This is a genomic window from Streptomyces niveiscabiei (assembly GCF_033794345.1).
GTDB classification, from domain to species: Bacteria; Actinomycetota; Actinomycetes; order Streptomycetales; family Streptomycetaceae; genus Streptomyces; species Streptomyces niveiscabiei.
On record NZ_JARAYJ010000002.1, the window covers coordinates 224875 to 251181 of the forward strand.

Annotated in this window: 19 protein-coding genes; 9 read left to right on the plus strand and 10 right to left on the minus strand. The window is 72.5% G+C overall.

The genetic code is table 11. The features are described 5' to 3' along the window. The first annotated feature begins 165 nt into the window (after nt 1-165). Complete coding sequence (locus PV682_RS03265) at nt 166-1575, plus strand: cation:dicarboxylate symporter family transporter (RefSeq protein WP_319723759.1); 1410 nt, start codon at nt 166-168, stop codon at nt 1573-1575. 74 nt (nt 1576-1649) lie between these two features. On the opposite strand, the gene PV682_RS03270 is transcribed toward PV682_RS03265, so the two are convergent. Next, nucleotides 1650-2096: a MarR family winged helix-turn-helix transcriptional regulator gene (locus tag PV682_RS03270; protein WP_319723761.1), complete on the minus strand. Its 447-nt coding sequence runs from the start codon at nt 2094-2096 to the stop codon at nt 1650-1652. A gap of 109 nt (nt 2097-2205) precedes the next feature. Here PV682_RS03270 and PV682_RS03275 point away from each other — a divergent pair, with 109 nt between their 5' ends. Beyond that, the gene (locus PV682_RS03275; protein ID WP_319723762.1) at nt 2206-4044 is read left to right on the plus strand and encodes an ABC transporter ATP-binding protein; all 1839 of its coding nucleotides are present in this window, start codon (nt 2206-2208) and stop codon (nt 4042-4044) included. 150 nt (nt 4045-4194) lie between these two features. Next, complete coding sequence (gene mltG, locus PV682_RS03280) at nt 4195-5040, plus strand: endolytic transglycosylase MltG (protein ID WP_319723764.1); 846 nt, start codon at nt 4195-4197, stop codon at nt 5038-5040. Between the two features lie 92 nt (nt 5041-5132). Here mltG and PV682_RS03285 read toward each other — a convergent pair whose 3' ends face one another. The 3 genes from PV682_RS03285 to PV682_RS03295 form a co-directional block, all read right to left on the minus strand. Beyond that, nucleotides 5133-6134 (minus strand): ABC transporter substrate-binding protein, encoded by a 1002-nt coding sequence (locus tag PV682_RS03285; RefSeq protein WP_319723767.1) that lies wholly within the window; start codon nt 6132-6134, stop codon nt 5133-5135. 199 nt (nt 6135-6333) lie between these two features. Then, nucleotides 6334-7062, minus strand: a complete 729-nt coding sequence (locus PV682_RS03290; RefSeq protein WP_319723768.1) for an ABC transporter ATP-binding protein — start codon at nt 7060-7062, stop codon at nt 6334-6336. Further along, nucleotides 7035-7907: an ABC transporter permease gene (locus tag PV682_RS03295; protein WP_319723770.1), complete on the minus strand. Its 873-nt coding sequence runs from the start codon at nt 7905-7907 to the stop codon at nt 7035-7037. Before PV682_RS03295 ends, PV682_RS03290 begins: the two co-directional genes overlap by 28 nt. A gap of 477 nt (nt 7908-8384) precedes the next feature. Between PV682_RS03295 and PV682_RS03300 the strand changes: the two genes are divergently transcribed. Continuing rightward, complete coding sequence (locus tag PV682_RS03300; protein ID WP_319723772.1) at nt 8385-8807, plus strand: YjbQ family protein; 423 nt, start codon at nt 8385-8387, stop codon at nt 8805-8807. A 372-nt stretch (nt 8808-9179) separates the two neighbouring features. Here the strand turns inward: PV682_RS03300 and PV682_RS03305 are convergent, their stop codons facing one another. The 3 genes from PV682_RS03305 to PV682_RS03315 all read right to left on the minus strand — a co-directional run bounded on the left by PV682_RS03305 (nt 9180) and on the right by PV682_RS03315 (nt 14119). Continuing rightward, the gene (locus PV682_RS03305) at nt 9180-9851 is read right to left on the minus strand and encodes a response regulator transcription factor (protein ID WP_319723773.1); all 672 of its coding nucleotides are present in this window, start codon (nt 9849-9851) and stop codon (nt 9180-9182) included. A gap of 688 nt (nt 9852-10539) precedes the next feature. After that, a complete protein-coding gene (locus tag PV682_RS03310) occupies nt 10540-11889 on the minus strand; it encodes a sensor histidine kinase (RefSeq protein WP_319723775.1) in 1350 nt (449 codons plus the stop codon). A gap of 136 nt (nt 11890-12025) precedes the next feature. Then, nucleotides 12026-14119 carry an MMPL family transporter gene (locus tag PV682_RS03315; RefSeq protein WP_319723777.1) on the minus strand — a complete coding sequence of 698 codons (2094 nt, stop codon included), beginning with the start codon at nt 14117-14119 and terminating at the stop codon, nt 12026-12028. Nucleotides 14120-14402: 283 nt separating this feature from the next. On the opposite strand from PV682_RS03315, the gene PV682_RS03320 reads away from it, so the two are divergent. Continuing rightward, nucleotides 14403-14564, plus strand: coding sequence for a hypothetical protein (locus PV682_RS03320; protein ID WP_319723779.1), 162 nt, complete (start codon nt 14403-14405; stop codon nt 14562-14564). 59 nt (nt 14565-14623) lie between these two features. On the opposite strand, the gene PV682_RS03325 is transcribed toward PV682_RS03320, so the two are convergent. Next, nucleotides 14624-14935, minus strand: a complete 312-nt coding sequence (locus tag PV682_RS03325) for a nuclear transport factor 2 family protein (protein ID WP_319723781.1) — start codon at nt 14933-14935, stop codon at nt 14624-14626. Between the two features lie 247 nt (nt 14936-15182). Further along, nucleotides 15183-18446, minus strand: a complete 3264-nt coding sequence (locus tag PV682_RS03330; RefSeq protein ID WP_319723783.1) for a S8 family serine peptidase — start codon at nt 18444-18446, stop codon at nt 15183-15185. A 144-nt stretch (nt 18447-18590) separates the two neighbouring features. Between PV682_RS03330 and PV682_RS03335 the strand changes: the two genes are divergently transcribed. The 3 genes from PV682_RS03335 (at nt 18591) to PV682_RS03345 (ending at nt 23735) form a co-directional block, all read left to right on the plus strand. Beyond that, nucleotides 18591-20957: an ATP-binding protein gene (locus tag PV682_RS03335; protein ID WP_319723787.1), complete on the plus strand. Its 2367-nt coding sequence runs from the start codon at nt 18591-18593 to the stop codon at nt 20955-20957. 227 nt (nt 20958-21184) lie between these two features. Next, nucleotides 21185-22492 carry a chymotrypsin family serine protease gene (locus PV682_RS03340; RefSeq protein WP_319723789.1) on the plus strand — a complete coding sequence of 436 codons (1308 nt, stop codon included), beginning with the start codon at nt 21185-21187 and terminating at the stop codon, nt 22490-22492. Nucleotides 22493-22616: 124 nt separating this feature from the next. After that, entirely contained in the window at nt 22617-23735 is a 1119-nt protein-coding gene (locus PV682_RS03345) for a fructose-specific PTS transporter subunit EIIC (RefSeq protein ID WP_319723791.1), read from the plus strand. Between the two features lie 59 nt (nt 23736-23794). On the opposite strand, the gene PV682_RS03350 is transcribed toward PV682_RS03345, so the two are convergent. Further along, nucleotides 23795-24520, minus strand: a complete 726-nt coding sequence (locus PV682_RS03350) for a glycoside hydrolase family 16 protein (protein WP_319723793.1) — start codon at nt 24518-24520, stop codon at nt 23795-23797. A gap of 209 nt (nt 24521-24729) precedes the next feature. Between PV682_RS03350 and PV682_RS03355 the strand changes: the two genes are divergently transcribed. Continuing rightward, on the plus strand, nt 24730-26265 hold the full coding sequence (locus PV682_RS03355) for a CYTH and CHAD domain-containing protein (RefSeq protein WP_319723795.1): 1536 nt from the start codon (nt 24730-24732) through the stop codon (nt 26263-26265). Nucleotides 26266-26307 lie beyond the last annotated feature (42 nt).

Consider the following 26307-nt stretch of genomic DNA (forward strand, 5'->3'; position numbering starts at 1 on the left):
TCTGATGTGTGATCCATCACTCATGACGTGATTTACAAATCGGCAACACGGAGGTCTTCCCTACGAGCCACGGGCACTCCAAAGTGATCGGCACGGAAGACGCTTTCCGTATCGCAGAAGTCCTGTCGGGTTTCTGTGAGTCCGCCGTCCCTACCAGGAGTGCCCGTGCCGCAGTCCGTACCATCCCTGCCGCGACGCGTCGCACGAACGCTGCGTACCTCGTTGTTCACCCAGGTCGCGATAGCGCTCGTGCTCGGGATCGCCGTAGGCAAGCTCTGGCCGGGCTTCGCCTCCGACCTTCAGCCGCTCGGCGACGGGTTCATCCGGCTGATCAAGACGATCATCTCGCCGCTCGTGTTCTGCGTGGTCGTCGTCGGGATCGCCAAAGCCGGTGACCTCAAGGCGTTCGGCCGCATCGGCCTCAAGGCGCTGATCTGGTTCGAGGTCGCGAGCACGTTCGCGCTGATCGTCGGGCTGCTCGCCGCGAACCTCGTCCAGCCGGGCTCCGGGATGCACGTCGACCCCGCCACGCTGAACACGGCGGCGGTCGACGCGAAGACGAACGGCGGCTCGCTGCCGTCCACGACCGAGTTCGTGCTCCACTCCCTGCCGACCTCGTTCGTCGGCGCGTTCGCCGAGAACTCCCTGCTCCAGGTGCTGATCCTGGCCTGCCTCGTCGGCGCGGCGCTGCTGCACCTCGGGCACACGAAGGTCCCGCAGGTGCTGCCCGCGATCGAGCAGGCGCAGGAGATCATCTTCGCGATCGTCGGCTTCGTGATGCGCCTCGCTCCGATCGCCGTGTTCGGCGCGATGGCCGTCCTGATCGGCAACTACGGCCTCGGTGTGATCGAGACGTACGGCAAGCTGATCGCCCTGTGCTACGCCGCCGCGGCCGTGTTCATCGCGCTGCTCGCCGTCGCCCTGCGGATCGTGACCGGGCTCAGCCTCTGGAAGTTCCTGCGCTACATCCGCGAGGAGATGCTGCTCGCGCTCGGCACCGCGTCCACCGAGTCGGTCATGCCGCGCGTCATGCAGAAGCTGCGCAAGGCGGGCGCCCGGGACGACGCGGTCGGCCTCGTCCTGCCGACCGGCTACTCCTTCAACCTCGACGGCGCGTCCCTCTACCTCTCCATCGGCACCCTGTTCATCGCGCAGGCCGTCGGCGTCGACCTCAGCCTCAGCCAGCAGATCACCGTCGTCCTGGTGCTGATGCTGACCAGCAAGGGCATGGCGGGCATCCCCGGCTCCGCGTTCCTCGCGCTCTCCGCGACGGCGTCGTCCCTCGGCGCGATCCCCGCCGGGGCGGTCGCCCTGCTCCTCGGCGTCGACCGGATCATGGACTCGATGCGCGTCGTCACGAACCTGCTCGGCAACTGCGTCGCCGTGTTCGCGGTGTCGCGGTGGGAGGGGGCGCTGGATCTCGAACGGGCGCGGAAGGTCCTGGACGGGGAGATCGACGTGACGGACGACGACGGGAAGAGCGACGCGGGGAAGAGCGACGCCGGCAAGGGTGAGGAGCAGGCGGCTGTGCCCGCGCAGCTCACCAAGAAGGAGCCCGCACCCGAAGCGGGCTGACCCAGAACGCGCAGCGATCGCCGCACCCGGAACCTCGGGTGCGGCGGTCGCTGTCGTGCGCCGCACATGCCGCCTCAGCCGTGCACCGGCATCCCGCTCAGCAGCGTCCCCAGCAGATCCCCCAGCTCCTCCCGCTCGTCCGGCGACAGCGGTGCGAGGATCTCCGACGCCGCCGAGCGCCGCGCCCCCCGCAGCTCGCTCAGCGCCGTACGCCCGTCCTCCGTCAGCTCGACGCGGATCACGCGCCGGTTCGTCGGATCGGGGACCCGGCGCACCTTTCCGTTCGCCTCCAGGCCGTCCACCAGCGTCGTCACCGCGCGCGGGACCACTTCGAGGCGCTCGGCGAGGTCGGCCATCCGCGGTGGGGAGGGGTATTGCGCGAGCGTGCGCAGCAGGCGGGACTGGGCCGGGGTGACACCCAGGCCGCACTCCTCGATGTGCCGCTTCTGGATGCGGTGCACGCGGCGGGTGAACCGCAGCAACTGCTCGGCGAGCAGGCTGTCGGAATCTGGTGTGGCCATGCGGGAACAATAACAGGATGCCGTTCATTGTGAGTATAGGTAACAATGAGCGTGGTCCTGGTTCACAGGATCTCCGAAGCATCTCCCGAAGCATCTCCCGAAGGAGCCCATGCACCCCGACCGAGAGAAACAGCCCGCCTGGAACCCGCCGGCCGACCCCGAGCAGCCCCAACCGCGCCAGGTCCGCCGCATCCTCAAGCTGTTCCGCCCCTACCGCGCCCGCCTCGCCCTCGTGGGCCTGCTGGTCGCCGCCTCCTCGCTGGTCGGCGTCGCGACGCCGTTCCTGCTGAAGGAGACGCTGGACGTCGCGATCCCCCAGGGGCGTACGGGCCTGCTGAGCCTGCTCGCCCTCGGCATGATCCTCAGCGCCGTCCTCTCCGGCGTCTTCGGCGTCCTCCAGACGCTGATCTCGACGACGGTCGGCCAGCGCGTCATGCACGACCTGCGAACGGCCGTCTACGGCCGCCTCCAGCGGATGTCCCTCGCGTTCTTCACGCGCACGCGCACCGGCGAGGTCCAGTCCCGCATAGCCAACGACATCGGCGGCATGCAGGCGACCGTCACCTCCACCGCGACCTCCCTGGTGTCCAACTTCACCAGCGTCGTCGCCACGATCGTCGCGATGCTCGCCCTCGACTGGCGGCTGACCGCCGTCTCGCTGCTGCTCCTGCCGGTCTTCGTCTGGATCAGCCGCCGGGTCGGCTCGGAGCGCAAGAGGATCACCACCGAGCGGCAGAAGCAGATGGCCGCGATGTCCGCGACGGTCACCGAGTCGCTCTCCGTCAGCGGCATCCTGCTCGGCCGCACGATGGGCCGCGCCGACTCCCTGACCAGGACCTTCGCCGACGAGTCCGAGCGCCTCGTCGACCTGGAGGTCCGCTCCAACATGGCGGGCCGCTGGCGGATGGCCGTCATCGGGATCGTCATGTCCGCGATGCCGGCGTTCATCTACTGGGCCGCGGGCGTCGCCCTCCAGATCGGCGGCCCCGCCATCTCGCTGGGCACGATCGTCGCCTTCGTCTCCCTCCAGCAGGGCCTCTTCCGCCCCGCCGTCAGCCTCCTGGCGACCGGCGTCCAGATCCAGACCTCCCTCGCGCTCTTCCAGCGCATCTTCGAGTACCTCGACCTGCCGATCGACATCACCGAACGCGACAACGCCGTCCACCTGGACCGCGTCAAGGGGGAGATCCGCTTCGAGGACGTGTCGTTCCGGTACGGCGGTGAGGGCGAGGGCCGGTACGCGGGCGAAGGCGCCGGCCGGGCGATCCTCGACGGCGTCGACATCACCGTTCCCGCAGGTCACAGCCTCGCCGTCGTCGGCCCGACCGGCGCGGGCAAGTCCACGCTGGGCCACCTCGTGCCGCGCCTGTACGACGTGACGGGCGGCCGGGTCACCCTCGACGGGGTCGACGTCCGCGACCTCGACTTCGACACCCTCGCGCGCGCGATCGGCGTCGTCTCCCAGGAGACGTACCTCTTCCACGCGACGGTCGCGGAGAACCTGCGGTTCGCGAAGCCCGACGCGAGCGACGAGGAACTGCACGAGGCGGCGCGCGCCGCGCAGATCCACGACCACATCGTGTCGCTGCCCGACGGGTACGACACGGTCGTCGGCGAGCGGGGGCACCGCTTCTCCGGCGGCGAGAAACAGCGCCTCGCCATCGCGCGGACCATCCTGCGGGACCCGCCGGTCCTGATCCTCGACGAGGCGACCAGCGCGTTGGACACGCGGACGGAGTACGCCGTGCAGCGGGCGATCGACGCGCTGTCGGCGAACCGGACGACCCTGACGATCGCCCACCGGCTGTCGACGATCCGGGACGCGGACCAGATCGTCGTCCTCGAAGGCGGGCGGGTCGTGGAGCGGGGGACGCATGAGGAGTTGGTGGCGCGGGAGGGGAGGTATGCGGGGCTGGTGAGGAAGGGCGAGCGGGTGACGGCGGCGTAGAGGCCGGGGGGCGGGGTGGGTGTTCCGGCGGTCTCGGGCTGTGGCGCCCAGAGGGGCTGATGTCCCGGGGGTCCCGGCTTTCGGAGGGTGATCATCCGACAAAGCGACAATATGCCCGGTTTTTGATGGTATGCGGGTTAACGTGCCCGCATGCAGATGAACACTCCGCCCCGGAGCGCGATCCGTCTGACGCGCCGTGGCCGAACCGTCCTCGTCGTCACCGGGGCCGTCGTGGCCGCTGCCGCGGTGGCGGTGCCGCTGCTGAACTTGGAGCGGGCGGCTCCCGAGGCCGCCAAGCCCAAGGTCCTGACCATCCCCGAGGGCTGGCGCTCGGGCCAGGTCTACGAGGCGGTCGACAAGGCGCTCGCCCTGCCGGTCGGCACGACCCGCAAGACCTTCCCGAAGACCGGCCTCAAACTCCCGGCCGACGCCGAGGGCAACCCGGAGGGGTACCTGTTCCCCGCGACGTACCCCCTCACCGAGAAGTCGACCCCCCAGTCCCTCCTCGCGTACATGGTCGACACCGCGAACAAGAAGTTCAACGGCGCCCCCATGGCCGCCGGCGCCCAGCGCAACGCGATGAACGTCTACCAGGCCGTCACCATCGCCAGCATCATCCAGGCCGAGGCCGCCACGAAGGCCGACATGGGCAAGGTCGCCCGCGTCGTCTTCAACCGCCTGGAACGCGGCATGCCCCTCCAGATGGACTCCACGATCAACTACGCCCTCAACCGCTCCACCCTCAACACGGCGGACGCCGACACGAAGATCGACAGCCCCTACAACTCGTACCAGCGCATGGGCCTCCCCCCGACCCCCATCGACAACCCCGGCGAGGAAGCGATGCGGGCCGCCATCACCCCCACCCCCGGCGACTGGCTCTACTTCGTCACCGTCAGACCCGGCGACACCCGCTTCACCGCGAACTACGCCGAACACCAGCGGAACGTGGCGGAGTTCAACAAGAACCAGGCCCGGAAACCGAAGGCGACCTGACCGAGCGCGGACCGGGGAGCGTACGGAAGGCCCGACGGGACGGAGTCAGAGGACTCCGTCCCGTCCCCGCGCCCGCCGGCCCTCGGTACTCCTCAGCGCGACGGCGTCGTGGAGGCCGGCAGCTTCCCGTTGAAGCGGCCGTCCGTGAAGGCCGAGAAGTCGACCTTCCCCGGGATCAGCTTCAGCTCCGTGAACGTGTCGGCGATCTTCTGCTCGGAGTCGATCGCCGCCCGGTCGACGGCGACCGGTACGCGGGTCGAGTGCGTACGTCTCACCGACGCGAGCGCGACCTCGTACGGCAGCCCCGTGTCCTTCGCCCACACCGTCGCCCAGTCGGCCTGGTGGCCGTACACCCAGTCCTGCGCGCGCCGCAGCCGCGCGAGGTAGTCGGCGATGGCGGCCTCCTTCTTCGGGTCCTTCAGCGCGGCGGGTGCGGCGACCTGGAAGCTGAGCCCGTTGACGACCCCCTGCCCGGTCGTCAGCACGCGCCCCTTCTTCGCTTCGAGGACCTGCGAGGTGTACGGGTCCCAGACGGCCCACGCGTCGACCTTCCCGGAGGTGAACGCGGCGAGCGCGTCGGCGGGCTGGAGATATTTGACCTGTACGTCGGAGAGGGTGAGCCCGGCGGCCTCGAGGGACGCGATCAGCTGGTAGTGCGCGGAGGAACCCTGCGCGACGGCGACCGAACGGCCCTTCAGGTCGGCGGTCCTGGTCAGTTCCGAACCGTTCGGCACGAGGATCGCCTCGCCCTCGGAGGACCCGTGCCACGCGGCCACCACCGTGATCTTCGAGCCCGCGCCCGCCGCGAAGACGGGTGGCGTGTTGCCGACGGCGCCGATGTCGACGGCCCCGGCGTTGACGGCTTCCAGGAGCGGCGGGCCGGAGGTGAACGTGGACCACTTGATCCGGTAGTCGAGGCCCTTGAGTTCGCCCGCGGCACGCAGGACCGCTTCCGAACCGCCTTTCTGGTCACCGATGTCGAGGGTGAGGGAGCCGGTGCCGTCGGTGCCGGTGCTCGCGGAGGAGGCGCCGCCGCAGGCGGTGAGGAGGAGGGCGAGGGGGAGGAGGACGGCGGGGAGGAGGCGGCGTCGCATGGGGGTCCGTTCAGGTCGAAGTGGGGGGATGACGGCGGGAGTTGGGGGACCCGAGGGGAAATGGGGGTCCTCCGACGGGAGTTCATGGCGGCGGGGGCTGGCGGAGATCTGGGGTTCACGGTGATCGGGAGTCCCCGGCGACCGGGGGCCGCGGCCACCGGAGGTCCCCGGCGACCGGGGGTCCGTGGCGGCCTGGTGTTCAGGCCGCCGCCCCCACCCCGAGCCGCCCCAGCAACTCCGTACGCAGTTCCGCGAACCGCGGATCGGACAGCTCGCGCGGCCTCTCCAGGCCGATCCGCTGCTCGTGCGCGATGACCCCGCCGTCCATCACCAGGACCCGGTCCGCGAGCAGGACGGCCTCCTCGACGTCGTGCGTGACGAGCAGTACCGCGCACCCGCGCCGCCGCCACAACTCGCCCACCAGGCGCTGGGCGTTGATCCGGGTCAGCGCGTCCAGCGCGCCGAACGGCTCGTCCAGCAGCAGGAGATCGGGCTCGCGCACCAACGCCCGCGCCAGCGAGGCGCGTTGGGCCTCACCGCCGGAGAGCGTCCTGGGCCACGCGTCCGCCCGGTGGCCGAGCCCGACCTCCTCAAGTGCCTGGTCGGCGACGTCTCTTGAGGGATTGCCCGGCAGCCCGAGCAGCACGTTGCGCCACACCCTCTTCCATGGCATCAGCCGCGGCGCCTGGAACGCGACCGCTTTACGGCGCGGCACCAGCACCGTCCCCTCGATCTCCCGGTCGAGCCCCGCGAGGATCCTCAGCAGCGTCGACTTCCCGCACCCGCTGCGCCCGAGCAGCGCGACGAACTCGCCCGGCCTGATGTCGAGTCGGAGGTCGTCGATGACGGCACGTCCGTCGAAGGACCGCGTCAGCCCCTCGACCCGCACCGCCTGTCCGGTCACCGGCCGGTGAACGTCGGTCGCCATTGCAGCAGCACCCTCTCCAGAGAACGGACCACGAAGTCGGCGAACAGGCCGAGGAACGCGTACACGATCAGGCAGACCACGATCACGTCCGTACGCAGGAAGTCCCGTGCCTGCACCATCAGGAACCCGATCCCCGAGTCCGCGTTGACCTGTTCGGCGAAGACCAGCGCGAGCCAGGCGATGCCGAGCGAGTACCGCAGCCCCGTCAGCGCGCCGGGCAGCGCGCCCGGCAGCACGACATGCCGGACCAGTCCCCATCGCGTGAGCCCCAACGACTCGCCCGCCTCGACGAGTTGGGCGTCGACGCCGCGGATCCCGGCGTACACGTTCAGGTACAGCGGGAACGTCACCCCGAGCGTGATGATCGCGACCTTCGGCGTCTCGCCGATCCCGAACCAGATGATGAACAGCGGGATCAGACCCACGAACGGCACGGTCCGCAGCATCTGCACCGGGGCGTCCACGAGATCCTCGCCGACCCTGAACAGCCCTGAGAACAGGGCGAGTCCGGTACCGATGAGAGTGCCGAACAGCAGCCCGAGGGCCACGCGCTGGAGCGACGTACCCATCGCCGACGTGAGCGAACCGTCGGCGACCAACTCCTTGCCGACCTCCGCGATCCGGCCGGGAGAGGCGAGCACGTCCGGCGTCAATACGCCGGTGCTGGAGAGGAGTTGCCACAGGGCGAGGAGGAGTGCGGGGCCGGTCGTCCGGCGCAGCCAGCGCGGGACGCGGGTCCGGCGGGAGGTGCGGGGGAGGAGCGGCCGGAGTTCGAGATCGCGGCTGTCCGGAATGTCGGACTCGGCCGCGTCGGGTGGGGGCGGCGGGGCATGGCTGATGCTCATGGGGGCTCCACAAAGCGGTGGGGGAACACGCCCCGGCAGCACCGGATCAGGCAGAGCCCAGAGCTCTGCCCCGGAACGGGCTACCGAGAGGTGAAGGGCGTCAGCAGCCGCGACGACACGCGGCGGAGGCCACCCGCAGCAGGTCGATGTGACCGCGCGTGGTGAGCAGGGCTGAACGCAACATGCCGCTGAACGTAGCCAGTTGCGGAGGGGTGGTCAACGGGTGTCTTGAGAAGTGGACTTCGGAGGGTGGGGGGATCGGCGGGGCGCGTTGAGGACCGGATCGGCCGGTGAGGGCCGCGCCGGGAGGACCGGGCCGGTCGATGGGGCTGTGCCGGGAGTGCTGGATCTGGCGATGGGGCCGTGTCGGGGAGGGGCCGGGCCGGTCGGAGCGCCTCGGGCACGTCGGCCGCGACGCCGACGCGTCGTACACGGCCAACGCCGTTCCGCATCCGCGGCAACGGCGACAATGGCCCCATGTCCGATGCCTTCACCACCCGCGTCCTGCACATCGCCTCCGGCTCCAGCGAACGCGTGATCGACCTCACCCGCGACTGCGAATCCTTCCTCCGCGAGACCGCCGGCAACCGCGACGGCCTCCTCAACATCTTCGTCCCCCACGCCACCGCGGGCATCGCCGTCATCGAAACCGGCGCCGGCAGCGACGACGACCTCCTCGCCGCCCTCCACACCCTCCTCCCCGCCGACGACCGCTGGACCCACCGCCACGGCTCCCCGGGCCACGGCCGAGACCACGTCCTCCCCGCCTTCGTCCCACCCCACGCGACCCTCCCGGTCCTCGCGGGCCACCTGGAACTGGGCACCTGGCAGTCGGTGTGCCTGGTGGACACGAACAAAGACAACCCTGACCGTCAGGTCCGGCTCAGCTTCCTGGGCTGAGCCTCCGGCCCGGCCAGGACCGTCCCAGGGGTGGCCGCGAAATCTCGGTTTCTTGAGCGCCCGATGCGGAGAAGGCAGCCGTGGTGCACCGGGTGTCGGTTGTCGCGGACGAGCGCGCTGAGGGACTCGGTGAACCAGCCCAGGGCGGAGGCGAGCGCGAACAGATCGGCGGGGGACTGCGGTGGCCGTCCAGCCTTCACCCGGGGTGACGGACAGCGCTGCGGTCAAGGTGAGCGACGAGACCTTCCCTGGACCGGTGTCGACCACTGGGCGACCTTCGCCGGGAAGAGCGGCCGGACCTCGATCCTCGGCAACGTCCGCAGCAGGGGCATCGGGGGCATCCTCCGGAGGGACTTCGGCGTGCGTGGGTGTTCAGGCGGTCCCAGGTGTCACGAGTCCCGACTCGTACGCCACGATCACCAGCTGTGCCCGGTCCCGTGCGCCCAACTTGCCCATGATCCGGCTGACATGGGCCTTGGAGGTCAGTGGGCTGAGTTCCAGGACGTCGGCGATCTCGGAGTTGTTGAGGCCGCGCGCGACCAGTGTGAGCACCTGCCGCTCGCGGTCGGACAGTCCGCTCGGCCCGCCCGCCGCGGAGGGCGGTGGGGTGTTCGGGGTGCGCAGGAAGCGGGCGATCAGCCGTGAGGTGGGGCCGGGGGAGAGGAGGGAGTCGCCGGCGGCGACTGTCCGGATGGCGTCGAGGAGTTCGGCCGGTCTGATGTCCTTGACGAGGAAGCCGGACGCCCCGGCCCGCAGCGCCTCGACGACGTGCTCGTCGGTTTCGTACGTCGTCAGGACGAGTACCTTGACCCCCGCGAGGTCCTCGTCGGCGGCGATGAGCCGGGTCGCCTCGATGCCGTCGAGGTCGGGCATACGGATGTCCATCACGACGAGATCGGCCCGCGCGGAACGGGCCAGCGCCACGGCCTCCCGACCGGTGCCCGCCTCGGCGACGACCTCCATGTCCCCGGCCGACGAGACGAGCATCGCGAAGGAGGACCGTACGAGGTTCTGGTCGTCGGCCAGCAGTACGCGGATGGTCACTGGGCCACCACCCTTTCTGCGGGGGTCGGTTGGGCGCTTGTGGGCAGATGCCGGTGCGTGTTGGGGTGGCGGGCTGGTTCGAGGGCCCCGATGAGACTGCCGCTCCGGCTCTTCCCGAGCTGTCGGCCGGCGACAGAGGGACGCGTCCGGGGATCGGCCGAGCATGCGGTCTGCGTACTCGACGAGGCCGGGGCGGAAGCGAGTTCGCCGTCGCTCACACCGTGGCCGGACTCGCCGGGTTCGGTGACGTCGAGGTGCTGTCCGGCGCGAAGTCCGACCCCGGCGATGGCAGGGGCACTGCCGGGTACGCGCGGCTGCGCCACCACAAACTGAGCGAGCCCGGCCCCTGCCGCGGGCGCCGGACCGGGGCTGCTCCGGTCGGGCGCCTGTGCTCGGCCCCGGCGGGCGTCGTGGACGAACACCGGGCCGAGGCCGGACGCGACTCCGTCATCGCCCCGGTCACCAAAGCCTTCGGCCGCATGCGCGGAGTGCCCTACCGACGGACTTGGGCACGACGGGATAGGGGCCATCCGTACGCGGTCCCGGTCCCGGCCCGCGCATCGATCCGTGTGATCCACGGATGCCGACTCAACCACGAGTCCTACGAGCCCGACCAGCACGGCGGACCGCGACGTCTCACAACCCCACCGCCAGTCTTCCCAGCGGTCCGAGGCCGACACAGGGGATGTCATCGGACCTCGCCCTCCCGCGACAGCGGCAGTGTCGCGGTCACCTCGAAGCCCTCGACCGGTCCTGGACCGGCGTCCAGTGTGCCGCCCACGCTACGGGCCCGCTCCCGCATCCCGACGAGCCCGAACCCCGGTGTGCCGTCGCCCACCCCGCCGCCCGAGCCGTCGTCCCTGACGCTCACCCGCAGCGCGCCGTCCGCGGTCCACAGACCCACCCGCACGGTGAGGTCGTCGCGGCCACCGTGACGTACGGCGTTGGTGAGTGCCTCCTGCACGATCCGGTACGCGGCGGCGCCCACGGAGGGTGGGATGCCGTCCGCGCGGACGGACAGTTCGACCTTGGCCCCCGCCACCCGGCCGGTCTCCACGAGACCGGCCAGCCCGTCGATCCCGGGCAGCGGCCCCCGCATGTCCCCGGCCCCGGAAACAGAACCGGACAGGGAACCGGCCCTCGCTCCCACATCCGCCCTCGCCCCTACATCCGCGCCCGCTCCCAGACCCGCGCCCGCTCCCAGACCCGCGCCCGCTCCCGGATCCGCCCCCGATCTCAAACTCACCCCCGCCCCCACGCCCGTGTCCGTGCCCGTGTCCCCCTCCCGCAGCACCTCCAACGTCGTACGCAGCTCCCCCCGCGCAGTCCGGCAGGTCCCCGCGATCTCCTCCAGTGCCTGGGCGACGGCCTCGCGGTCGAGGCGTTCGGGGTCGGCGGTGAGGATGTGGGCCGCCACGGACGTCCGCACGCCGATGAGCGTGATGCTGTGGGCGAGCAGGTCGTGCAGGTCGCGGGCGATCCGCAGCCGTTCCTCGGCGACGCGGTACCGGGCCTCCTCCTCCCGGGTGCGTTCGGCCCGTTCGGCGCGCTCGACGAGGGAGGCGACGTACAGGCGGTAGTAGCGGACGGCGATACCGATGAACAGGACCGCGATGATCCAGCCGGAGATCTCCAGGAACTCCAGCTCCCCCTGCGAGTTGGTGAGGCCGTTGCTGATCAGGGTCGGGCCGAGGACGGCGACACCGGTGAGCAGGGTGCGGCGTACGGTGCCGGTCGCCGCGACGGTGTAGAGCGCCAGGACGGTCGCGGGGATCGGCAGGGCGGGGTCGTAGTCGAGGGCGTAGTACGGAGCCATGCAGGCCACCACCCCGAGCAGGGCCGCCACCGGACGGTGCCGCCGCCCTACGAGGGGCAGGTACCCGGCGAGCAGCAGCGTCCAGCCGAGTCGGTCGGGCGGTGTCCCTTCACCGCCCGTCAGGGCGACGGCTACGGCGAGCACGGCGGCGCCCAGCGCGAGGACCGCGTCGTTGCGGGTGCGGTGCGGTGCGGCCAGGGGTTCGCGGTGGACGGCGGACATGACGCGCTCGACGCGCCGGGACCACCCGCCGCCCCCGGCAGCCGTCGGCGGCGCAGACGCAGACCGGTCGCGTACCCCTGTGGTCGTTCCCCGTTCTTCCACGGCTCCATCTTCCGGTACGCGCCCGGGCGCTGGATCAAGGTGCGCCGACGGTCTCCGGCTGCCGTGGCGGCTCGGTCGGCTCGGGCTCCCGGGAGAGCACACCCGGCCACCACACCTTCCGCCCCAGGGCGACGCTGGCGCTGGTCACCAGGTACGTCCGTACGAGGAAGGTGTCGAGCAGGACGCCGACGGCGATCACGAAGCCGAGCTGGACCAGCTGCACCAGGCCCATGTTCGTCAGCACGGCGAAGGTCGCGGCGAGGACCAGTCCGGCCGAGGCGATGACGCCGCCGGTGGTGCGCAGCGCGGTCAGTGCCGCCGTGGCCGGTTCCGCTCCCGCCAGGGACTCCTCCCCCATCCGGTGCATGAGGAAGATGCCGTAGTCGACGCCGAGAGCGACCAGGAACACGAAGGACAGCAGGCCGAGCCCCGGATCGGTGCCCTTGAGGCCGAGGACCGGTTCGAAGAGCAGCCCGCCGATCCCGAGGGAGGCACCCCACACCGCGACGACCGCGACCACCAGGAGCAGCGGTGCGACCAGACTCCGCAGCAGCACGATCAGGATGAGCAGGACGGAGACGAGGACGAGCGGCACGACGATCTTCGTGTCCCGGGCGTTGGTGTCCTCCAGGTCGATCTGCTGGGCGCTGTCCCCGCCGACGTAGGAGCCCTTCAGTCTGTCCCGCAGGGACGTGATGGTGGCGGTCTCGCCCGCCGACTGGGGTGCGCTCTTCGCGAAGACGGAGATCTCGGTCCAGCCGTCCCCCGTACGTCCCCTCTCCGCGCCGGCGACTCCCGGAGTGGAGCGGGCGGCCGTGAGGGTCTCGTCGGCGCGGTCCTGCGGGGTGATCACGTCGATGGGCCGACTGCCCTGCCCGGGAAAGGACTTGGCGACGGTCTCCATCGCGGCGACGGACTCCGGCTTGGTGACGAAGGAGTCCTCCTGTTTGAGCGGCCCCGGCAGGTTGAACGAGCCCAGGGCGAGGGCGCCGAGCAGGACGGCACCGCTCGCGAGCACGGTCAGCGGCCTGCGTCCGGCGGAGCCGCCCATCGCCGAGAACAGGCTGCGCCGCTGCTTGGGCGTGCTCCCGAAGGCGGGCACGAGCGGCCAGAACACCCGCCGTCCGACCAGTACGAGGATCGCGGGGAGCAGGGTCGTCATCGCGATCAGCGCGCACAGCACACCGACGGTGCCGAGCGGCCCCATGCCCCGGCTGCTGTTGAGGTCGGCGGCCAGCAGGCACAGCAGTCCGGCGGCGACGGTGCCGGAGGAGGCGAGCACGGCGGGGCCACAGCCGCGCAGGGCGGCGACCATGGCCTCGTACGGCCGCTCGAAGCGCCGCAGCTCCTCCCGGTAGCGCGAGACGATCAGCAGCGCGTAGTCCGTACCCGCCCCGAACACGAGGATCGTCATCACCCCCGAACTCTGGCCCGAGACGGTCGTGCCGAAGACCTGGTTGAGGCCGTAGGCGGCACCCATCGACAGGTAGTCGGCGATCCCGGCGACGACGAGGGGGACGAGCCACAGCACGGGGCTGCGGTAGATCAGGATCAGCAGGACGGCGACGACGGCGACGGTGGTGTAGAGCAGCGGTCCGCCGAGCGAGTCGTAGACCGCGCCGGAGTCGGTGGCCAGCGCGCCGGTGCCGCCCACGTCGACGCTCAACCCGCCTTCGCCCCGGGCGATGTCGCGGACGTCGGTGACGAGCTTGTCCCGCTCCTCCTCGTTCGCCCCGGGCTCGTTGCTGGCGACCGGGTACATCAGGGTCGTGCCGTCCTCGGACCCGATCCCCTCGGGAGCACCGCCGGTCAGCTTGTGCTGCCGGCTGATCTGAGCGACCTGTCCGGCCGCGGTCTTCCGGTCGGCGGCGCTGAGCCCGCCGTCCCGGTGGTAGACGAGCACCAGCTCCGTGGTCTCGCCACCGGGCAACTTCTCCTCGATCTTCGCCGCCCGCGTCGAGTCCGCGCTCGCCGGCAGGTAGTCGGTGACCTTGTCGTGCTGCACGTCGGCGAGCTTCGACGCGAGCGGTCCGACGAGCACGAGCGCGGCGATCCACAGCCCGAACACCGCCCAGGGAACGGCCCGCCCCCGTCCCGCCCTCGGCGTGGTTGTCTCTCCGGCCCTCATCGACCGATCTCCCTCCGGGTGACGTCTGCTTCGGTCCCCAGACTTCCGGTGAGAACCACGGCTTTCGTCGGGCGGGAGAGCGAGGCGACACGTACTCCCGGGGGCGACAGCGGGCGCGGATTAGTCCCTGGGGAGTAACCCGACCGCACGCCTCACATCCGGCAGGCCGTTCCGAACGCTCCCCGGACCGGCGGGTTCGGTCGAGTTTTCTGGGCATGTGGCGGATATCTGGGAACAGGAGTGTGAGGGTCGAGGTGACGGCAGCGGATGCCCGTACGGGGCTGTGCTGACCATCGACGTGGGGGTACCGGAGTACCGGTGCGACGAGTGCCGGCACCACTGGGACCTGGACGCGACGGAGCCGGAGCGCCGGGCGGACGAGGACGTCGGGGAGACCAGGCCGCTGGGTGATCCGGGGGAGGCCGGGCGGGGGACTGCGGCGTAGGGCGCGGCGCATGGCCTCGATGCCGGCTTCTTCCTGCCCGGGCGGTTCTTGTGGAAGGGCTACTGGCCGTCCTGGACCACGTCCCAGTGTTCGAGGATCTTTCCGTTGGTGACGCGGAAGATGTCCGCGACGGAGTAGTCGGAGCTGAAGACCCGTACCAGGTCGCCGTCGGAGAGTTTGCGGCAGGCGGTGACCGCGAGGGTTCGGTTTGTTTCCTCCTGTGTTTCCGCCGGCCGTCTTCGCCGGTACGGTCTGTCGCCGTCGGCCCCGCCGGGCACGGACGTCTCGTGCTGGATGTAGCCGGCGGCGACGAGCTGCTTCACCACGTCCGTGTCGTTCTTGCCGAAGCCCTCCGTGTACAGCCGCAGCACGAGCGCCTTGTTGCGTTCCTCGGAGGGCGAGGACGGGCGGGCGGCGGTGGAGGCGGATGCCGTCGCAGGGTCGTGCGGTGGATCACGGGGGTCTCCTCCGTACGGTCGGCGGTTGGGGGTGCGGGGTGATCGCCTCGCCCGACTCGCTCATCCCATCGCGGTCGCACGAGGCGGTCACTCCGCCGACCGGCGGGGCCGCCCCCGCCGGTCAGCCGGTCCCGGCCATCCGGAAGTGGTACCCGTGACGTCAGGGCGCGAGCAGGTACGCGTTGGTGATCGTCTCGCGGACCGTGTTGCCGGCCTTGTCCCGCAGGTCGATCCGGAAGGAGGCGGCCTTGGCACTGGCCGGGTGCTTGACGGTCACCGAGCGGGCGCCCTTGGGGTCGGTGGTGACGGTGAGGGGCTTCCAGGTGCGGCCCGCGTCGAAGGAGACGGACACCGTGAGGGCGGCGACCTGTCCGGCCCCGGCGGCCGGGCCGGCGAGTCTGAGCGGGACCGCGAGGGTGCCGCCCGCCGGAGCCGTACCGCGCAGGCTGAGCTGCGGGGTGAGCCGTACCGCCGACAGCGGCAGCCGTACCGTACGGCCCGGGGCCGGCCGGGCCGAGGTGAACGTCCACACCCCCGCCACCTTGGTGCTGGTGGCGGTGTCGGAGGCGGCGCGGGCCGCTTCGACGGTCAGGCGGTACGCGGCGGAGGCGGCCGGCACCTCGGCGCTCACCCAGTTCGCGGGCTCTTCGGCGAGGATCCGCCCGCCCGACTCCAGCCGGGCGAAGCCCTTGGTGACGACCGGCGACCCGGGATTGCCGCCGCCGTCGACGAACAGCTCGACCCGCGCGCCGAGCTGGTCGCCGGTCCGGTCGAGCGTCGCGGCACCGGGGCCGACGACACCGGTGTTGAACAGCAGCGTCTGACGGGAGCCGGGCTTGTACGTCACCGGCCCCTTCGTGTGCACGGTGCGCACCTCGCCGCGGCTGTCGAGCTGCGTGGCCGTCCAGGACCAGCGCACCCCGTCGGTGTTGAGGTAGTGCGTGGTGGACAGGGGCAGCTTCAGCTCCGCCGGTTCGGTGATGCCGACGCTGTCGCCCTGCTCGTCCACCGGCTTGATGTGGACCTGCCCCTTCGTGCCGGTGACGGAGGCGCCGAAGCCGAGCTTCACCTCGGCGACCTCGGCCCGGGTCACGGTGCGGTTCAGGCCGGTGAAGAAGCTGCCCTTGCGGTGGAAGGCGAACCGGTGGTCGGCGTTCAGTCCGGGCTTCTTCCACACGCCGTTGAACTGGGCCTTCATGGTCGGGGAGGCCGGGCCGAGCGCCAGGGTGCGGACCGGCGGCGCCCCGCCGGAGGACCACGAGTTGCCCACGCCGGCGCCCGAGTCGAAGTAGCCGACGACGGAGGTGACGGGCTTCGCGGCCGGGTCCGGGGCCTTGACGGCGAACGGCTTCGCCTTGCGGGAGTCGAGGGTGACCGTGACGTTCTTGTCCACCGTCAGCACCGGCTGCACGAAGAAGCCCGGCTCGTTGTCCGCGGCGAAGACGATGCTGTCGAGCTGGTAGCTCCCCTTGCGCAGCCGCTGCACGACCGTGCCGTTCGCCCGGTACGGCAGGACGAACCCGGCGCCCTCGGCGCGGGGGGTGATCGTCGTCGTGTACGCGGGCGGCTTCGCCCCGTCGGCGTCGATGTGGCGCACCGTCACGTCGTAGGACTCCACCTCGCGCTCGACCACGAGCCCCGTACGCACCTGCTGTCCGTCGCCCGACGCCAGGACCGTGCCGCCGAAGACGCCGTCGCGGGTGCCCTTGCGGGTGTCGGCGACGACGGTGGTGCTCGCGGTGCCGCCCGCCGGGACGGTGAGCTGGGCGTCCTTGACGGTGAACATGCCGGCCGGGGCGGCCCCGGAGGTGCTCAGCCGCAGGGTGACCGGACGGGTGCCGAGGTTGCGGTAGGTGAGGGCCTTGGAGAGCGGCTTGTCGTCGGCGTGCGGCCACGCCTGCATGCCGAAACCGAGCGAGCCCGGCTCGGAGACGACCCGCGCGGTGGCCGCGCGCCCCAGATCCACCCGGCCCGCGCCCTGCTGATGGGCGTTCAGCTGGGGGTTCGGCTCCGCCGAGCCCGTCAGCAGCGACTTCAGCCGGGCCCCGGTCAACTCCGGGCGCTGCTGGAGCAGCAGGGCCGCGGCGCCCGCGACGTGCGGGGCGGCCATCGACGTCCCGCTGTGCACGGCGTACCCGTCGCCGGCCGGCGTGTCGCCCTGCGTGGTCTGGGCGGCGGTGATGTCGACGCCGGGGCCGGTGATGTCCGGTTTGGGCGTGCCGTCGAGGTTCGGGCCGCGGCTGGAGTCGTCGGCGATCCGGTCCCGCTTGTCCACGGAACCCACGGTGAGCGCGGCGGGGGCGCTGCCGGGCGTACCGATCGTGCCGGGTTTGTCGCCGTCGTTGCCGGCGGATATCACGAACAGGGCCTTCCCGGACAGCCGGGCCACGGCCGCCTCCATCGGGTCGACACCGGGGGAGTCCAGGGAGCCCAGGCTCATGTTGACCACCCGCGCGCCCTGGTCGACGGCCCACTGCATGCCGGCCACGATGCCCGAGGCGTCGCCCCACCCGTCGTCGGCCAGGACCTTGCCGTCCAGCAGCCGCACCCCGGGCGCCACGCCCTTGTACCGGCCGCCGGACCGCGCGCCGCTCCCGGCGAGGATGGACGCCACATGGGTGCCGTGCCCGTAGTGGTCCTTCACGTCCGGGGCGCCGCTGAAGTTCTTCTGCGCGACCTCGACGCCCTTGAGGTCCGGGTGGGTCTGGTCCACGCCCGAGTCCAGGACCGCCACCGTGACGCCCTTGCCGGTGAAGCCGGACTTCCACAGGGCCGGCGCGCCGATGTGCGGGACGCTCTCGGCGAGAGAGGCCCGGACCTTGGCGTCCAGCCAGACGTGGGCCACGGGCCGTACGGCGCCGGTCGCGCCGTCCGCCGTACGGGCCCCGGTGCGGCCGGTGACGGCCGACCACAGCGCCGGGGTCCCGGCCGCGGGCACCGCGAAGGCCTCGCCGTTCACGGCGGGCAGCGCGCGCCGCTCCCGCACGGGCACCCCGGCGAACGGGTCGCGGGCGCCGGAGCGGGCCGTCGTACGGGCGTCCTCGCGGTAGCCGACGATCAGCGGCAGCGCGTCGCCGTAGCCGTCCCCGGCCAGCCGTGTGACGTCGAAGAGGCGCCGGTCGAGGACGCCGTCGGCGATCAGGCGCAGGGCGTCCTGCGGGACCACCCAGGTGTGGCCGCGCTCGCGCCGCACCGAGAAGCCGACCTTCTCGCGGCCTCGTGCGCGGACGAGCGAGGCGACCCGGCCGTCGGCGCCGACGGCCACGCGGTCCCCGGTGATCAGGGTGACGGTCGAGGCCGTGGTGCCGGTGCCGGAGGCCGCGGCTCGTGCCGGCTCGCCGTCCGCCGTCGTCGCTCCCGTGACCAGGACCCCGGCCACCACGGCGGCCAGTGCCGCCGTTCTCGCGCGTGCTGAAGTTCCCACTCGCGTCCCCCCGCTCGTGTGTGCGTACCCTTGCGTTCTCCGCTATCACGCACGTCACGCGCGTTCGGTTCTCGACCAGGCGCGGCGCGGGGCCGGCCGGCAGCGGATACGCTCGGGGGACGTCCGTGACGCACGAGGTGAGGCGTGACCGGTCCGACCCCCATCGCAGGCAACCTGCCGGCCCCGCTGACCAGCTTCGTGGGCAGGCGGCGCGACGTCTCCGAGCTCCGGCTGCTGCGCACCGCCCGCCTGGTGACCCTGACCGGCCCGGGCGGAGTCGGCAAGACCCGGCTGGCCCTGCACCTGGCCGGCCTCTCCCGCACCGCCTACCCGGACGGCGTCTGGCTGGTCGACCTCGCCCCGGTGCGCGACCCCGCCACGGTGCCCGCCACGGCCCTGGCGGCGCTGCGCCTGCCCGACCTCGGCACCCGGCCCGCCCTGGAGACGCTCACCCACCAGCTGGCCCGGCACCGGGCCCTCGTCGTCCTCGACAACTGCGAGCACCTCCAGGACGCGAGCGCGGCCCTGGCCACGGCGCTGCTGGCGGCCTGCCCCGGAGTCGGCCTGCTGGCCACCGGCCGCCGGGCCCTGGCCGTCCCCGGCGAACACGTCCACGCCCTCGCGCCCCTGCCCGCCGACGGCGAGGCCGTCGACCTCCTCCAGGACCGGGCCGCAGCCGTCCGGCCGGGCTTCCGCGTCACCGACGCCAACCGGGCCCAGGCCGTCCGGCTGTGCACGGAGCTGGACGGGCTCCCGCTCGCCATCGAACTGGCGGCGGCCCGGCTGCGCAGCCTCACCCTCGACGTGGCCGTGGAACGGCTGACGGACCGCTTCGCGCTGCTGACCGGCGGCTGCCGCACCGCGCCCCCGCGCCAGCACAGCCTGCGGGGCATGGTCGAGTGGAGCTACGAACTGTGCACCCCCGCCGAGCGGCTGCTGTGGAACCGGCTGGCCGTCTTCCGCGACGGCTTCACCCCGGACGCCGCCGCCGACGTCTGCTCCGGCGACGGCATCACCGCCGCAGAGGTGCCCGGCCTCCTCGCCCGGCTGGTCGCCCAGTCCGTCGTGGCCGCCCGCGACGGCCGCTACCACCTCCCGGAGATCCTGCGCGAGTACGCGTATGCCCGGCTCACCGAACCGGAGCGGCGGGACCTGGCGCGCCGCCACCGCGACTTCTACCGCACCCTCGCCGAGGGCCTCGCCCTGCGCTGGTACGGCCCCGGCCAGCCGGAGGCCCTGGCCCGGCTGCGCGCCGAACACGCCAACCTGCGCCTGGCCCTTGAGTACCGCGCGGGCTTGGCGGCTCCCGACGCGCGGGCCGGACTCGCCGATTCGCGTCCGGCCCTGGAGGGCCCTGCGCGCTTCGAGGCGCAGGCCGGATTCGCCGACCGGCCCCCGGCTCCGGAGCACTGCGAGGGCCCCGCATGCTCCGACGCGCAGGCCGAACTCGCCCTGGCCGCCGCGCTGCGCTTCCACTGGAGCGCGAACGGCCTGCTCGGTGAAGGACGCCGCCGCCTCGACCGGGCGCTCGACGCGGCACCCGAACCCACCCTGACCCGGGCCCGCGCCCTGTCCGCCGCCGCCTACCTGGCCCTCCTCCAGGGCGACCCGGAAGCCGCCCGGCACCGGCTGGCGGAGGCCGAGCGACTGGGCCACCGGCTGGCGAACCCGTCCGTCCTCGCCTCCGTGCGGGGACTGCGCGGCACCTCGGCGCTCCTGCTGGATCGGCCCGCCCAGGCCCTCGCCCACTTCGAGGAGGCCCTCGCCACCCACCACGGGGCCGGCGAGAGCGCGCAGCCCCTGTTCTGGCTCTTCCAGATGACCCTCGCCCGCAGCCGGCTGGCCGACCCGCGCGCCCTCGACACCGGCCGCCGCGCGGTGGCCCTCGCCGAGACGCACGGCGAACGGCACTGCCGCTCCTACGCCCTGCTCGCGCTGGGCTACGAACTGCGGGCCCGCGGCGACCACGACCAGGCCCTGGCGCACATCCGGGCGGCCCTGGAGATCCTGCGCGACTTCGACGACTTCGTGGCGACCGCGCGAGCCCTGGACCTGCTCGCCTGGATCGCCGCCGCCGAGCCGTCGGCCCGCGCCCACGAGCGCGCCGCGCTGCTCCTCGGCGCCGTGAGCGCGCTGGCGAGCGGCGTCAGCATCCCCATGGGCGCCGAGTTCGGCGCCCACCACGTGCGCTGCACGCGCACGGTCGCCTCGGCGCTGGGCCAGGACGCCTACCGGAAGGCCCTCGCGGAGGGCAGCCGGTACGACACCCCGGGCCAGGCCATCGCCCTCGCCCTGCGCGAGGACACCGCGCCCGCCGCCCCGTCGCTGACCCGGCGTGAGCGGGAGGTGGCCGCACTGGTGGCCCGGGGGCTGACCAACCGGCTGATCGCGGCGGAGCTCTGCCTCTCCCCGAGGACCGCCGACCGGCACGTCGAGAACATCCTGACCAAGCTGGGTCTGCGCCGCCGCACCCAGATCGCCGCGTGGTGGGCGCAGCGGCCCGCCGGGTGAACGCCCCCGCTCCCGACGGAACGCTCTTCGCGGAAATGGGTAGAACCGCGCATGCCTCCGCCGAACCCCGCAAGCATCATCGTGCTCTGCGCGAAGGGTCCGTCCCCGCGCCGACCGGGCCGACCCGCTCGGCACCGGCTCGAACAGCTTCGGCTCCCCGGGCGGACCGCGGTGGCTCCGTGCCTCGTGCGGGCCCCGGCCGCCCGCTTCGAGAATGAGAGCAAGACGTGAGAATCAGAACGGAAGCGGCGCGCGTGCGGAAGGCCGTCGCGGTGGCCGCCGTCGCCGCGGCCCTGTTCGCGGCGCCCGCGACAGCGGCCCACGCCGACGGGGGCGATCCGCCCGCCGCGCCGGCCGCCTCCGCGCCGCCGTCGGCCGACGCGCCCAAGGAGACCGTCCCGGAGTCCACGGCCGGCTCCGCGGCCCCGCCCGCGCCGACCTCCGAGGAGCAGGCCGCGCAGCAGCTCGACAAGGTCGCCAAGGACCACGCGGCCCTCGGTGTCTTCGGCGACCCCGGCGCCCCGATCCTCGTCCTGCCGGCCGGCACCTCCGCCGACGAACAGGCCCAGGCCACCGCCCAGGTCCCGGCCGACGCGCACGCCACCGTCAAGACCAGCCAGTTCACCCAGGCCGACCTGGACAGCCTCGGCAAGACGGTCACGGACCGCCAGTGGGCGCCCGACGCGGGCACCTACGCCGTCTCCACGGAGTACGACGCTCTCAGCGACAAGCTCCGGGTCCGCAGCGACGCCTCCGACTCGGCCCTGCGACAGCTGAACGACGCCCACCCGGGCCAGCTGGAGACGTCCCAGTCCCGCATGGAACCCCAGAACACCCGCTTCGCCGACTGGTCGCCCTTCTGGGGCGGGAACGCGCTGATCGGCGCGACCGGCGGAAACCAGTGCACCGGCGGGGTCGCGGTCAAGGACTATCCCGGCGGCGACAAGCTGCTGACCTCCGCGCACTGCTACGGCTGGTGGGTCAACGTCTACAACCGCAACTACAGCGGGGGTGCCAACAGCAACAGCTACGTGGGCAAGGTCTACAAGCGGAACACGGACGTCGACGCCGAGGAGCTCAGCGGCACCGACTACGCCCCGATCATCTACACCGGGGGCAGCCAGATCAGCGGCAGCCACATCAGGGTCTTCGGCAAGCAGCCGGTCTACTTCGGCCTTCAGGTGTGCGTGAGCGGCGCGGTCAGCTTCAACCACTGCGGCCACCCGATCTCCAACGGCCAGTTCAACATCTGCTGGTCGGGCACGGACGTCTGCATCAAGAACAACTCCGGGTTCGTCTTCGAGAAGGGCGGCACCAACTTCCCGAACTACAACAACGGTCTTGAGACCAAGCCCGGAGACTCCGGAGCCCCCATCTACATCACCGACCGCAGCGGCATCGCGGCCTACATCGTGGGCGTGAACGCGGGCGCCATCTGGGACAACTGCTGCGGCAAGCGCACGATCCACATGGTCGGCGTGAAGCTGGACGACATCCTCGCGAAGTTCGGCTCCGAGCTGATCACGACGAGCTGATCACGACGTACTGACCGTCCGCGCGGGCCACGGCCGGCGCCGTGGCCCGCAGGCGCCGGACACGCCCGTGTCCCGTGGATGCCCGCCGCCTCGCACCTCCCCACCCTTCCCCAGGAGCCTTCCCATGCCCCGTCGCACCCCGTCCGGCCACCGGCTCGCCAGCCGGCTGACCGGCTACGCCCCCCAGCTCGGACCGCTCGTCGCGATACCCGGCGTCATGGTCGTCCTCGCGCTCGCCGTCGGCGGCCCGCACCTGTCGGACAGCGCCTCCCAGCTCCTGTTCACCGGCGACTGGAGCCGGCTGGACACCTGGGCGGCGCTGCTGCTCAAGACCGGCCTCACCGCGCTGGTCTTCCTCCCCGTGGCAGTCGCCGGGCTCGTCGCCCACAGCCTGGCCGGACGGCCCGCGGTGGTGCCGGCGGCCGTGGGCGGACTGACCGCCGCCGGTGTGCAGGCAGGGGTCCTCGCCGGGCTGGCCGCAGGAGTGTGCGCCGGTTTCGTCACCCTCGCGTTCGGACGCGTCCCGGTTCCCGCCCGCTGGCGCGGCGCCGCCTCGGCCTGGCTGTTCCCCCTGGCGACCACCGTGGTCACCGCGTTCCTGGTCCTCGGGGTCGTCGGGGAACTGCTCAACTCCCTGAGCGGCCGGCTGCACGGCGAACTGGCCTACCTCCAGTTCGAGAACACCGTCGCCACCGGCCTCGTCCTCGGCGCGATGGCCTGCGCCGACCTCGGCGGGATGATCACCCGGACGGCCATCGGCTACGGCGCGGTGGAGCTGAGCGGCGGCGACCCGACGCGGTTCAGCACCCTCAACATGACGATGATGGCCGCCGTCATCGCGGCAGGCATGGTCCCCGCCCTCGCGCTGCCGCTGGCCACGCTGGTGCGGCGCGGCCTGTTCGGCGACGAGGAGCGCGGCTACGCGAAGGCGGGCTGGCTGCTCGGGGCGGCCTTCCTGCCCGAGGGCGCCGTGCCCTTCGCCCTCGCCGACCCGCTGCGCGTGATCCCGGCGTCCATGGCGGGCGGCGCGGTGACCGGCGCCCTCGTCATGATCCTCGGCCCGACCAGCAGGAGCCCGTACGGCGGTGCCTTCGGCCTCGGTGACACCGGCCGGCCGCTCCTCTTCCTGCTCGCGCTCGCCGGCGGCGTCGTGATCACCGTCCTGCTGACGGTGGCCCTCAAGAGCCTGCGCCTGCCCGCGCAGGCCCCGGTCACGGGCAAGGCCGTCGCGACCGGCGCCTGACCCGCTCGGCCGCGTCGCCCCCGCCCGGCCGTCCGCGCCGGGCGGGGGCGACGGGGCGATCAGGGCGTGTACGGGGTGTACGTGATCGAGGAGACCCGCAGGTACCGCGCGCCGTCCGCCGTGGCCCAGGTCGACTCGTCGGGGTTGCCCGGCCAGTCGCCGCCCACCGCGGTGTTGACGATGAAGCGCATCCCCACGCCCCGCGGGGTGGTGTACCACTTGGTGCCGGTGATGGTGCCGTCCACGGCGAAGTCGATGTGGTCGGGCCACCAGGTGAACGAGTACCGGTGGAACGCGTTGGTCCAGCCCGAGGAGTTCGTCTTCGAGAACTGGGTCTGGGCGTTGTTCACGTCGTGGGACGTCTGGTAGACGGTGTTCGGGTTCTGGCCGACGATCTCGGCGGCGTCGAACTCCGGCAGCCACGGGTTCAGGTAGGCCGCCCAGACCGCCGGCAGGAGGCCCCGGCCGCTGGGCAGGTTCGCGGTGAAGCTGTAGGTGCCGTAGCCGTAGAGCGCCTTCGACTCCACCCGGCCCGAGTAGTAGGTGCCGCCCGACCGGTAGGTCTTGATGACGAGGGTGCCGCCCTCGTACCAGACGCAGGCGGGGGTGTAGGTCTCCAGCTCGTTGTTGGCGGTCCACCGGGCGTCGACGGTGTTCCAGGAGTTGACGGTCTGGGGGGCTCCCCAGGACGCGGCCTCGGCGCGGGGATGTCCCAGGAGAAGGAGGGAGAGCGTCGCCAGGGCGACCGCTATCAGGCGTCCGGGTCTGACGAGTACCGACGACATCGTGGCTCCATTGCTCGATGACATGGGGGGAAGGGAAACGATTCCTCGTTCCCTCGGCATGGCCGGAATCTAGGACTCCGTTCAACCTTTGACAAGACATCCGGCAAGGATCTTGTCCCGGCTTTGGGAGTTGAACGCCCCCGCCGTCCCCGCGCAGGGAATCCCGGACGGCCGGGTTTGTCCGCCGCTCAGGCGTGTACGCGCAGTACATGACCGAGTCGAAACAGGACACAGAACGGACGTACGACGCCCCCTCCGCCGACGGCACGGCATGGCTGCCCGACCTCACCCGCGTGGACGGGATCGCGGCGGTCGTGGACGGGGGCACGCGGGAACGAGACGCCGTGTACTACGACACGGACGACCTGCGGCTGGCCGGCGCCTCGGCCGCGCTGTGGCGCGGGGCGGGCGAGGCCGACGCCGGCTGGCACCTCGGACTGCCGCTGCCCGGGAACGGCCGGGAGGAGATCCACGCCCCGCTCTCCGACACCGTGCCGGACGCCCTGCGCGACCTGGCCCGCTCCCGCACCCGGGGCGCGCCGCTGCGGCCGGTCGTACGGGTCCGGGCCGCCCGGCGCGTACACCGGCTCGTCGGCCCCGGCGGCAGGGACCTCGCCGAGCTGAGCGTCGACGCCGTCGGCGCCGAGTCCCTGCACGGCACCGGGACGAAGGCGCGGTGGGCCGAACTGGCGGTCACCCTCGCGGACGGCGCCGGTCCGGGGCTCCTGGACGCGGTGGACAAGGCCCTGCGCGACAGCGGCATCGAGCGCGCCAACTCCGCGTCGCCCCTCGCCAGGGCCCTCACTGAGACGGGGGCGGGAACACCCCGGCCGCCGTCGGGCGGGCGCGCCGCGGTGCCCGGTTCCGCGGGGGAGGCGGTGCTGCGGCAGGTGGCCGAGCAGGTCGGCGCCCTCGTGGAGCTGGACCCCGCGGTCCGGCGCGACGTGCCCGACGCGGTGCACCGGATGCGCGTCGCCTGCCGCCGGCTGCGCGCCGTGCTGCGGTCCTACCGGACGGTCGTCGACCGGAAGGCCGCCGACCCGGTCCGCGCGGAGCTCAAGTGGCTGGGCGGCGAACTCGCCGCCGAGCGCGACCACGAGGTCCTGCTGGAACGCCTGGACACGAGGCTCGCCGCACTGCCCCCGGAACTGCGCTTCGGCCCCGTCGCCGCCCGCCTCCAGGTCTGGGACGCGGCCACCGGCGCCGACGCCCGCCGGCGCACCCTCGACGCCCTGGACTCACCCCGCTACCTGGCCCTCCTGAACTCCCTCGCCGCCCTCACGCACCACCCCCCGCTGCGCGCCAAGGCCTCCCGGAAGCCCCAGTCCGTGATGGCCGACGCGGTCCTCAAGGAGTACGCCCGCCTCGCCGCCCGCGTGACGCACGCGCTCGGACTCCCGCCCGGCGCGGACCGCGACAGGGCGCTCCACGAGGCCCGCAAGGCGGCCAAGCGGACCCGGTACGCCACGGAGCCCGCCCGCCCCTCCCTCGGCAAACCGGCCAAGCGCCTCGGCAAGCGGATCAAGGCCGTCCAGAAGGTCCTGGGCGACCACCAGGACAGCGTCGTGGCCCGCGCCACCCTGCGCGACCTCGCGGTGGCCGCCCACACGGCCGGCGAGACCGGGTTCGTGTGGGGGCTGCTGTACGGGCAGGAACAGGCCACCGCCGAGGCCCGCGAACGCGACCTCCCGGCAGCATGGCGGGCCGCGTCACGCCGCCGCCTGCGCAAGGCGCTCAACCGCTGAACCCCGCAGGAGCCCCGCCGGTCCGGGCGAGGGCGCAGTGCC

Coding starts and splice junctions, on each gene's coding strand:
- PV682_RS03270 (WP_319723761.1), bottom strand. CDS start 2,096: ATGGCCACACCAGATTCCGACAGCCTGCTCGCCGAGCAGTTGCTGCGG.
- PV682_RS03275 (WP_319723762.1), top strand. CDS start 2,206: ATGCACCCCGACCGAGAGAAACAGCCCGCCTGGAACCCGCCGGCCGAC.
- mltG (WP_319723764.1), top strand. CDS start 4,195: ATGCAGATGAACACTCCGCCCCGGAGCGCGATCCGTCTGACGCGCCGT.
- PV682_RS03285 (WP_319723767.1), bottom strand. CDS start 6,134: ATGCGACGCCGCCTCCTCCCCGCCGTCCTCCTCCCCCTCGCCCTCCTC.
- PV682_RS03290 (WP_319723768.1), bottom strand. CDS start 7,062: ATGGCGACCGACGTTCACCGGCCGGTGACCGGACAGGCGGTGCGGGTC.
- PV682_RS03295 (WP_319723770.1), bottom strand. CDS start 7,907: ATGAGCATCAGCCATGCCCCGCCGCCCCCACCCGACGCGGCCGAGTCC.
- PV682_RS03300 (WP_319723772.1), top strand. CDS start 8,385: ATGTCCGATGCCTTCACCACCCGCGTCCTGCACATCGCCTCCGGCTCC.
- PV682_RS03310 (WP_319723775.1), bottom strand. CDS start 11,889: ATGTCCGCCGTCCACCGCGAACCCCTGGCCGCACCGCACCGCACCCGC.
- PV682_RS03315 (WP_319723777.1), bottom strand. CDS start 14,119: ATGAGGGCCGGAGAGACAACCACGCCGAGGGCGGGACGGGGGCGGGCC.
- PV682_RS03345 (WP_319723791.1), top strand. CDS start 22,617: ATGCCCCGTCGCACCCCGTCCGGCCACCGGCTCGCCAGCCGGCTGACC.
- PV682_RS03350 (WP_319723793.1), bottom strand. CDS start 24,520: ATGTCGTCGGTACTCGTCAGACCCGGACGCCTGATAGCGGTCGCCCTG.
- PV682_RS03355 (WP_319723795.1), top strand. CDS start 24,730: ATGACCGAGTCGAAACAGGACACAGAACGGACGTACGACGCCCCCTCC.